Raw genomic sequence first — 10000 nt, forward strand, 5'->3', positions numbered from 1 at the left:
TCGCCCTCCTGATCGGGGGCGTTTCGTGGGCGCAACCCGATCCCTCCGAGGCGCGCGCCAGTTTGGCCCTGGTGCCCGACGGCGACGCGCAGGTGCGGACCGGCGCGTCGCTGTACGCGTTCCACTGCGCGGCCTGCCACGGCGATACCGGCGGCGGCTTCGAGGAGGCCGTGGCGGCGTTCCCCGATTCGCACCAGACGTGCGCGAAGTGCCACCGGCCCGCCAACCCGCGGGTCATGGATTGGTCGCGGATCCGACCGAACAACGCGTTCAGCGTCGGGGAGGGGCCGGCGTTGCTCGGGCCGCACGGTGCGGTCCGGCGGTTCGGGGGCGAAGCGGCGCTCCGCGCCTACGTGGGGGCGACGATGCCGCGTCCGTTTCCAGGTGCGCTCTCCGACGCGGAGTACGACGCCATCGTGGCGTTCCTCCTCGCGGCGGACGCGAACGCGGTGGGGGACGCGGCCGGCGCGCGCTGAACCGGCGACGCCCCCCGAACGACGAAGGACCGAACCCCCGCTACGTGTGGTACCTTATGCACCCCGTGTTCCGTGGGGCGGTGTCCACCCCGGGCTTCGTCGTAGCGCGGAACGCTGGTGGACCTTCCCGCCCACGCGCCGACCCCACGGTCGAGGTGGGGTGACGCCCGGCGGAATCCCTGACGGCGAAAGGAAGTCGCATGAGAAAAGCCTTCACCGGCATCGCGCTCGCGGCCGCACTCCTCTTCGGGAGTGCCTGGGCGCAGAACACGTTCGTGTACCAGACGTTCGGGGGCATCGACACGCTCGATCCCGCGCAGGCGTACGACACGGCGTCCAGCGTCGCGATCGAGAACATCTACGAGACCCTCTACGACTACGTCGGCGAAAGCGTCACGGAGTTCCAGGGCTCGCTCGCCACGGATTGGTCCGCCAACGACGCCGGCGACCAGTACACCTTCACGCTTCGTGAAGGCGTCACCTTCCACAGCGGCAACGACTTCACCTGCGCCGACGTGGAGTACACCGTCGAGCGCATGCTCGTGCACAACCCCAGCGACGGCGGCGTGTGGTTCCTCGCCGAGTCGTTCCTCGGGGCGCAGGGCAACGCCGACGCCGTCCTCGGTGACGACGCCAGCGACGCCGACTACGCCGACTTCTTCGCGCGCATCGACGACGCCGCGGAGTGCATCGACGAGAACACGATCCAGTTCACCCTCGACGCGCCCGACCCCACCTTCTTCGTGAAGATGATGTCGGACGTCGCCCGCATCGTCGACCGCGACTTCGCGATCGACAACGGCCTCTGGGACGGCACCGAGGCGACCTGGCGCGACTGGATCGGCGTCAACCTGCGCGAGTACCACCTGCACGACGCCGCCAGCGGCACCGGCGCCTACCAGCTGGTCGACTGGGACGGCGAACAGCTCGTCGCCGAGCGCTACGACGGCTACTGGGGCGACACGCCCGCCGTCCAGGACGTCGTCGTCCAGACCGTCGACGAGCAGTCCACCCGCCTCCTCGCCATCCAGGCGGGCGACGCGAGCCGCGTGCAGGTCGGCGACCGCGCCACGCTCGAGCAGCTCCGTGGCGCCGAGGGCGTGACGATCCACGAGGAGCCCAACTGGCTCTCCACCACGGTCGGCATGGTGTTCTTCAACAGCGACATCAACACCGACAACAACCCCGACGTCGGGAGCGGCCAGCTGGACGGCGACGGCATCCCCGCCAACTTCTTCGACGACGCGAACATGCGCAAGTGCTTCGCGTACAACTTCGACCAGCAGGCGTTCATCGACCAGGTCCTCCAGGGCCAGGGTCAGGCGCTGACCATGGGCCTGCCGCCCTCCTTCCTCGGCTACCGCGACGACCTCCCGACCTACGACCTGGACTACGCCGCCGCCGAAGAGGCCTGCCAGGCCGCGCACGGCGGGGCCGTGTGGGAGAACGGGTTCGAGTTCACCGCCACCTACAACGCGGGCAACACCACCCGCCAGGCGGCGTTGAACATCATCAAGGACAACATCGAGTTCATGAACCCGGGCTTCCGCATGAACGTCCGCGAGCTCGCGTGGCCCGACTACCTCGCCTACACCGACGAGGGCAAGGGCACCATGTTCGCGCTCGGCTGGGCGCCGTCCTACGCCGACTCGGACTACTTCCTGCACCCCTTCTATCACTCCGAGGGCTTCTACGCCGGCCGGACCGGCATCGACAACCCCGAGCTGGACGCGCTCATCGACGCCGCCCGGGAGACCGTCGACGCCGAGGAACGCGAGGACCTCTACGAGCAGGTCGGTCAGATCGCCTACGACGAGATGCCGATGCTGCCCTACCCCTCGCCCAACGAGTTCATCGTCACGCGCGACAACGTGCAGGGCGTCTACCTGAACCCCATGTACGGCGGCCAGTTCCTCTGGAAGGACATCGTCCTCGACTGAGGACCGCCACGTGATTCGGGGGGGAGGCGCTCGCCTCCCCCCCGAACCCACGAAGGGGCACTTCATTGTTCGCCTACATCGTTCGACGGCTCCTATTTATTCCGTTCGTATTCGTCGGCGTCACCGTGATGATCGTGCTGCTCATGCAGCTCCTGTCGCCCGCCCAGCGGGCGGCGGCGTTCGTCTCGAGCGACGCGCAACTCAAGAATCTCGATGCGATCATCGAGCAGTACGGCCTGGACGAACCGTTCCACGTGCAGTACGCCTCGTGGGTGGGGGAGGCCCTCTCCGGCAACCTGGGTTTCTCGACCGCCTCGAGTGAGCCGGTGGCGACCACCATCCGCAAGCGCCTCCCCGCCAGCGCGGAACTGGCGTTGGTGAGCCTGATTCCGGTCATCGGGCTGGGCATCTGGCTGGGGACGCTGGCGGCCTTGAATCGCGACAAGGCGATCGACCAGATCACCCGCCTCGGCGCGATCGTGGGCTGGTCGCTTCCGAACTTCGTGCTCGGCATCTGGTTGCTCGTGCTGTTCTACGGCGGTCTGGGCGACGTCCTGCGCGAGTTCGCCGGCGGGGCCTTCCGCCTCGAACCGGGGCGCGTGTCGACCGAGGTCGCCATCCAGATCGCCAACGGGACCTTCCCCATCCGCACGAACTTCCTGCTGATCGACTCGGTGCTGGCCGGCCGTCCGGACGTGTTCTGGGATGCGCTGCGCCACCTGGTGTTGCCCGTCATCACGCTTGCGGCGACGTCGTCGGCGTTGATCATGCGCGTGATGCGCTCGAGCCTGCTCGAGACGCTGTCGCAGGACTACGTCCGGACCGCCCGCGCGAAGGGGCTGCGCGACAGCGTCGTGCACTTCAAGCACGCCCGCCGCAACGCCCTGATCCCGGTCATCACCCTCGCGGGCTTCACGCTGATCTTCCTGTTGAACGGGGTCGTCATCACCGAAACCGTCTTCAACTACCCCGGCCTCGGTCGCTGGTTCGCGTCCGCCGCCGTCGCCCTCGACTACCCCGCCATCATGGGCTTCACCGTCCTGACCGCCTTCATCGTGGTGGTCGGCAACCTCCTCGTCGACGTCCTGTACGCGATCGTCGATCCCCGAATCCGGTACGGCTGATGGCGCGCGAAGAGACGCCCGTCGCCCTCTCGAAGGCGCCGGCCGGCGACGTCCGGGCCCCCACGCGCTGGTGGAAGAGCAAGGCCGCGAAGCGGTTTCGGCGCAACCCGCTGGCGATCACCGGCGCGATCCTCGTCGCGGCGTTCGCCGTCGTGGCGTTGTTCGCGCCGCAGTTGAGCGAACCGGGGCGCACCTGCCTGCGCGACCTCGGAGCGACCGCCGCCACCATGGGGAACATCGACGACCCCACGAAGGGCCTGTTCTGGCGCTCGATCTTCGCGTCGCCCGAGGCGTGCTACACCATGCCGCGCGCCAGCTACTCACCGATCCCCGAAGCGCCGTCGGAGGCGTTCCCGCTGGGCACCACCAGCAACGGCTACGACATCGCCTACGGGCTGGTGTGGGGCGCCCGCACGGCCTTCCAGATCGGCCTGATCATCGTCGGCATCAGCATCGTGCTCGGCCTCCTCGTCGGGGGCCTCGCCGGCTTCTTCGGAGGGTGGGTCGACGAGGTCCTGATGCGCTTCACCGACGTCGTCATCGCCTTCCCCAGCCTGGTGTTGGCGATCGTGATCGTGACGATCCTCGGGCAGACCCTGACGAACGTGATCGTGGCGATCTCGCTGGTGTCGTGGCCGAACTACGCCCGCGTCATCCGCGGGGAGATCCTGAAGCTCAAGACCCTCGACTACGTCGAAAGCGCGCGTGCGCTCGGCGGGCGGGGCCTGCGCATCTTCTCGCGCCACATCTTCCCGAACACCCTCGCGCCCCTCGTCGTGGTCGCCAGCCTCGACATGGGCTCCGTCGTCCTCACCGCCGCCGCATTGTCGTTCCTCGGTCTCGGGCCCCCCATCGGGTACGCCGACTGGGGCCAGATGGTGAACTTCGCGCGGAACTGGATCCTCGGGCCGCCCGGCGACCCGCTGGCGTACTGGTTCACGTCGGTCTACCCCGGTATGGCGATCCTCGTGTTCGTGCTCGGGTGGAACCTGTTGGGCGACGCGCTTCGCGACGCGTTGGATCCACGCGACGCCTGAGTCGCGTTCGCGACCCCCTGCACGTCGTCACGTCCGCCGGCCCTCGGGCCGGCGGACGTGCGTGAGGCGGCGGGGACCGGGGTGCGTTGCGGCGTCGCGGTAGCATGCCGTCGTGACGCGCCGCCCTGCCCTCCCCCGCCTCCTGGCGGCGGCCCTGCTGGCCGCCACGACGCTCACGGGCTGCCTCGGGCGCGACGACGCCCTCGCACCGCTCGTCGCGATCCGGGAACCCAAGAGCGGAACGACCCGTACGACCGAGGACCTCCGCATCGTCGGGTACGTCATGGACGACGAAGGGGTCGCGGCGCTGGAGGTGGACGGCACCGACCTGCTTTCGTTCGACGTGTACGCCGCGGAACGCGGCAAACGCTTCGTCGAGTTCGTCTTCACGATCCCCGACCTGGACGAGGGCGAGACGACCACCCGCATCGTGGCGCGCGACGTGTCGGGCCGCAGCTCGACGCTGCTGCACACCCTCCGCATCGACGTCACGCCCCCGACCCTGGAGATCGTGGGGCGCGAGGGCCTGGACGACGGGGGGACGCGCGTCGAGGGGGTGGCCCGCGACGACGTCGCGGTGACCGCCATCCGCGCGGGGGACGTCCCCCTCGCCTTCGCGCCCGCCGCGGAGCACCGCTTCGCCGTCGACCTTCCCGAGGGCGGCGCGACCCTCACGGTGGAGGACGGGGCGGGGAACGTCACCACCCGGAGCGTGGAGTGAGCGACGGCGCGACCGACGCGCCGGGCCCGACCCTGCCGTACGCCGCCCGCGACGTCCTCGAGGGCGGCGCGCTCGACGCCGTCGCGGTCGAGGGGGCGCACGGCAACGGCGAGCTCACGCGGGTGTTCGACGCGCTCGGCATCGCCGGACCGTTCCGGCGCACGTCGCCGTGGGAGCTCGAGGACCCCCGCGGCCGCCACCTGGTGCACGCCGGCGGGTACGCCGCCCTCCCGTTCGGGGAGGGCCCCCCGGCGCTGGTGGAGGCCGCCCGCGCCTACCTAGCGGGGTTCCGGACGCCCGCCTTCGCGCAGCAGGCGGCGTCGGAGGCGCGCGCGGCGTTGGCGGCGAACCTGGTCGCGCTCCTGGCGCACGGCGCGCCCCGCCACGCCGACGACCGCGTCCTGTTCTCCAACTCCGGGGCGGAAGCGATCGAGATCGCCCTGAAGCTCCTGCGCGCGTCGAAGCCCGACGCCCCCTGGATCCTGACGTTCCGCGGGGGCTACCACGGGAAGACGATGGGGGCGCTGTCCATCACGCCGACCGAGGAGTACCAGGCGGCCTTCCGTCCGCTCCTTCCCGGCGTCCGGACCCTGCCCTACGGCGATCTCGACGCCGTCGAACGCGAACTGATGGTGGTGGGCGCCGACCAGGTCGCGGGCCTCGTCGTCGAACCGGTGCAGGGCGAGGGGGGCGTCGTGACGCCCCCGGACGGGTTCCTCGCCGGGCTGCAGGACCTGCGGGAGCGCTACGGGCTGCGTATCGTCGCCGACGAAATCCAGACCGGATTGGGGCGGACCGGGCACTGGTTCGCCAGCGTCGCCGCCGGCCTCGATCCCGACGTCGTGACCCTCGCGAAACCGCTGTCGGGGGGCCTCGTGCCGATCGGCGCGACGATCGCGCGGCCCGACCTGATGCAGGCGATGCTGCCCGGGTTCTCGTCGCGCCGCCACTCGAGCACCTTCGCGGGGAACGGCCTGGCGATGGCGGTCGCCCTGAGCGCCTTGGAGACGCTGGTGGAGGGACGCTACGACCTGCGGGCCCGCGAGGCGGGCGCGCGCGGCCGCGCGCGTCTGCAGGCGCTCGCCGAGCGCCGTCCCGGCCTGGTCCGGGAGGTCCGCAGTGCCGGCCTCCTCCACGCGCTGGTCCTGCACGACCCCGTCGCGCCGGGCCTGCTGGGGGGACGCCCGGCGTTGGCGCGGCTGTTGGCCAGCGGGTTGGGCGTCCGGAGCCTGCACCTCGCGGGCGTGCACGCCATCGTGAGTCTCGCCGCGAGTGGCGTGGTGCGGCTGACGCCGGCGTTGGACATGCCCGAGGCGCTGCAAGCGACGTTGTGGGACCGGGTCGACGCCTTCGCGGATGCGCACCCTCAGGCGTGGCGGTTGGCGGCGTCGGCGGGGCCGGCCCGCCTCGCGCGCCTCGCGCGGATCGCGACGCGGGGAGGACCCCGATCCCGCTGACGACCCGCCGCCGCTTCGCCGTCCGGCCGAACCGCGGGGTCTCCGGTTCGCCGACCCGCGTTTGACGCATACGAACGACCCTGCTACGGTTATGTATGCAACAGTCGATGACGCAGGGCGCCAAGGTGCGCGCGGAGGTCTGGGACGCGGTCGACCGCCGAAGCCAAGACCTCGTCGCCCTCAGCCACCGCATCCATGCACATCCGGAGATCCGTTTCGAAGAGCACCGAGCGTCAGCGTGGCTGACGGACGCGCTCGAGCGCGAGGGCTTCGAGGTGCAACGACCGGCGGGCGGTTTGGAGACCGCCTTCGTCGCACGAAAGCGCGGCGGAGGCGGGGACGGCCCCACGGTCGCCATCCTGTGTGAATACGACGCACTCGAGGGACTCGGTCACGCCTGCGGTCATAACGTCATCGCAACCATCGGGCTGGGTGGGGGCCTTGCGCTCGGCGCATCGATGGACCAGCTGCCGGGTGAACTTCGCGTCATCGGGTGCCCCGGAGAAGAGGGGGGCGGCGGGAAGGCGTACCTCGTGGAGGCCGGCGTCTTCGACGACGTCGATGCCGCGATGATGATTCACCCGCTCGCCGAAGACCGGCAGGGGGGCCCGTCCCTCGCTCGCGTTGGTTGGGACGTGACGTTTACCGGGGAACCTGCGCACGCCGCCATGGCGCCCCACCTCGGCGTGAATGCGTTGGACGCGGTCCGCTTGGCCTTCTCGGGCCTCGACGCCATGCGTCAGCAGGTGACGTCCGACGTGCGTCTTCACGGCATCGTGCGCGAGGGGGGCGACGCCGCCAACATCATCCCCGAGCGGGCGTCGATGCGCCTGCTCGTTCGCTGCGCCGATCGCGGCTACCTGTTCGACTCGCTCGTCCCTCGTGCCCGGAACGTGCTCGAGGGCGCAGCCCTGATGACCGGGTGCGACGTCGAGGTGAACGAGATCGGTCCGGCGTACGAGAACATGATCCCCAACCGGGCCCTCGCGGAACGCTACGCCGAGCACGCCCGGTCGCTCGGACGATCCCCCGCCGCCATTGATGCCGACGACTACGGCGGCTCCACCGACATGGGCAACGTCTCGCAGCGCCTCCCGGCGCTCCACGCCTACATCGCCATCGACGATGAAGCGAAGCCGCACACGGCCCCGTTCGAGATCGCGGCCGCTTCCCCTCGCGGGGACGCAGCCGTCGTCGACGGTGCGAAGTTGCTGGCGGCCCTGGCCGCCGACGTCCTCACCGATCCCGACCTTCTTGCCCGGGCACGCGCGGAACGCGCGTCCACCTGACCCTCCGGGGTACGCGCCGGGCCCGCCCGGCTTCGTCACGTACCTGCGCGCGTTCGGCGTCGCTGCTCACGCGCGTCCGTCCCGAGTCGAATCCCTTCGAGGAGGTTCCATGCGCATCCTGTACAAGCTGGCTACGGTCCTGGTGGCCGCGGGGCTCGTCACCGCGGCCTTCGCCCAAGACGACCGTCTCGACGTCGCCTTCGAGGGCGGCGCGGTCACGCTCGACCCGCATGCGAGGTCCGAGACGACGACGTTCGCTTGGCAGCACCACATCTTCGATACGTTGACCCGCCGAGCGCCCGATGGCGCGATTCTTCCGTGGGTGCTGACCGACTGGGAGAACGTCGAACCGACGGTCTGGCGGATGAGCGTCCGCGAAGGCATGACGTTCCACGATGGGACGCCGGTGACCGCGGAGGACGTCGCCTACTCGCTCACGCGAGCCGCGACCGCGCCCGAGTCCGAGATGAAGACGTACGTCGGTGGCGTGACGACCGCGACCGCGATCGACGACGGCACCGTGGAGGTCGAAACCGCGCAAGCCGACCCGGCGCTACCGATCAATCTGTCCAACATCGCGCTCCTGCCCAAGGACGCCGTCGAAGCGAACGGCATGCAGGCGTTCCTGGAGAACCCCATCGGAAGCGGTCCGTACACGTTCGTCGACTGGCAGCAGGACGAACGTCTCGAGCTCGTTGCATACGACGACTACTGGGGTGACGTGCCGGAGTACCGCGAGGTGCTCCTGCGAAACATTCCCAGCGGCTCCGCGCGAGTCGCCGCGCTCCTGTCGGGCGAGGTCGACATCGCGCAGAAGATCCTTCCGCAGGACTTCGCGCGGGTCGAGCGCGATCCGAACGCCTACGTCACGCAGGCTGCCAGCATCCGCACGATCTACCTGACGATGGACTACTGGCGAACCGAATCGCCGGGGCTGCCGGACGGGATCGAGAACCCGTTCCTCGATCCGCGCGTGCGCCTCGCCGTGTGGCACGCGATCGACAACGAAGGGATCGTCGAAGCCGTCATGGGAGGCGCCGCCACGGTCGCCGAACAGTTCCCCCCGCCCGCCATCGAGTTCCACGACCCGGACGCGGAGCGACCCGCCTACGACCCGGAGCGCGCGCGCGAACTGCTGGCCGAAGCGGGCTACGAAGACGGCTTCCGGTTGATCCTGGACTCCCCCAACGACCGATACCTGAACGACGAGTTCGTCGCCGAAGCGATCGCCGGCATGTTGAGCGAGGTCGGCATCGATACCGACGTGCGTGCCCAAACCCGAACCGTGTTCTTCCCGTCGCTGAACGAGGGGGCGTTCACGATGTACATGGCGGGCTGGGGCTGGACCGCGCCTTACCCGACGCTGCCGGGCTTCATGCGGACGCGGGACATGGAGGCGGGTCACGGTACCTTCAACCGTCCGAGGTACTCCAGCGACTCGATCGACGAGGCGTTCATTCGCGGCGATCTCGCCGTGTTCGACGACGACGAGCGCATCGCCAACGCCCGCGCGATCCTGGATGAGGCGATCTACGAAGACGTCGCGTACATCCCGCTCTACTACGAGAACACCATCGCCGGCGTCCGCAGCGGAATCGAGTTCGAGTCGCGTCCGGACGAGGTGATGTACGCGTTCGAAGCGAAACGTGACGACTGACCCCACCCCCATCGTCTCGACGACCGTCCGGTCGGCTCCCTGGGGAGCCGACCGGTGACGGTCTTCGTCGCTCGACGCGTCCTGCAGGGCGTGCTGTCGATGTGGGTGCTCACGAGCCTGATCTTCGGTCTCATCTATTTCGTCGGCGATCCGGTCGAGCTCCTCACCTCGGAAAGCGTCATGACGGGCGACGAGGTGGAGGCGCTCCGAACCTCTTTGGGGCTCGACCGTCCCTTGGCGGCGCAGTACGGTCTCTTTTACGTCAATCTCCTCCAAGGCGACCTCGGCGTGTCGTACTA

Annotated in this window: 9 protein-coding genes (1 of these 9 running past the window's edge); all 9 read left to right on the forward strand. The window is 69.7% G+C overall.

The window, feature by feature from the left end; all coding sequences use genetic code 11:
- Nucleotides 1-476 (forward strand): hypothetical protein (locus RI554_05265; protein ID MDR9391421.1); only part of this gene is annotated, 476 nt, incomplete at its 5' end.
- Between the two features lie 200 nt (nucleotides 477-676).
- Nucleotides 677-2416, forward strand: coding sequence for an ABC transporter substrate-binding protein (locus tag RI554_05270; GenBank protein ID MDR9391422.1), 1740 nt, complete (start codon nucleotides 677-679; stop codon nucleotides 2414-2416).
- A 65-nt stretch (nucleotides 2417-2481) separates the two neighbouring features.
- Nucleotides 2482-3540 carry an ABC transporter permease gene (locus RI554_05275; GenBank protein ID MDR9391423.1) on the forward strand — a complete coding sequence of 353 codons (1059 nt, stop codon included), beginning with the start codon at nucleotides 2482-2484 and terminating at the stop codon, nucleotides 3538-3540.
- A complete protein-coding gene (locus tag RI554_05280) occupies nucleotides 3540-4577 on the forward strand; it encodes an ABC transporter permease (protein MDR9391424.1) in 1038 nt (345 codons plus the stop codon). Before RI554_05275 ends, RI554_05280 begins: the two co-directional genes overlap by 1 nt.
- 112 nt (nucleotides 4578-4689) lie before the next feature.
- Nucleotides 4690-5298, forward strand: coding sequence for a hypothetical protein (locus RI554_05285; GenBank protein ID MDR9391425.1), 609 nt, complete (start codon nucleotides 4690-4692; stop codon nucleotides 5296-5298).
- Nucleotides 5295-6755: an aminotransferase class III-fold pyridoxal phosphate-dependent enzyme gene (locus tag RI554_05290; protein MDR9391426.1), complete on the forward strand. Its 1461-nt coding sequence runs from the start codon at nucleotides 5295-5297 to the stop codon at nucleotides 6753-6755. The genes RI554_05285 and RI554_05290 overlap by 4 nt, the downstream gene beginning before the upstream one ends.
- 95 nt (nucleotides 6756-6850) lie before the next feature.
- Nucleotides 6851-8044, forward strand: coding sequence for a M20 family metallopeptidase (locus tag RI554_05295; GenBank protein MDR9391427.1), 1194 nt, complete (start codon nucleotides 6851-6853; stop codon nucleotides 8042-8044).
- Between the two features lie 109 nt (nucleotides 8045-8153).
- Nucleotides 8154-9701: an ABC transporter substrate-binding protein gene (locus RI554_05300; protein MDR9391428.1), complete on the forward strand. Its 1548-nt coding sequence runs from the start codon at nucleotides 8154-8156 to the stop codon at nucleotides 9699-9701.
- A 54-nt stretch (nucleotides 9702-9755) separates the two neighbouring features.
- Nucleotides 9756-10000, forward strand: partial view of an ABC transporter permease gene (locus RI554_05305; GenBank protein MDR9391429.1) — the beginning only. It continues 673 nt past the right edge of the window; 245 of the gene's 918 nt are visible here — the first part of the coding sequence; the start codon lies at nucleotides 9756-9758; its stop codon lies beyond the right edge, outside the window.

The sequence above is a fragment of the Trueperaceae bacterium genome (assembly GCA_031581195.1).
GTDB lineage: Bacteria > Deinococcota > Deinococci > Deinococcales > Trueperaceae > SLSQ01.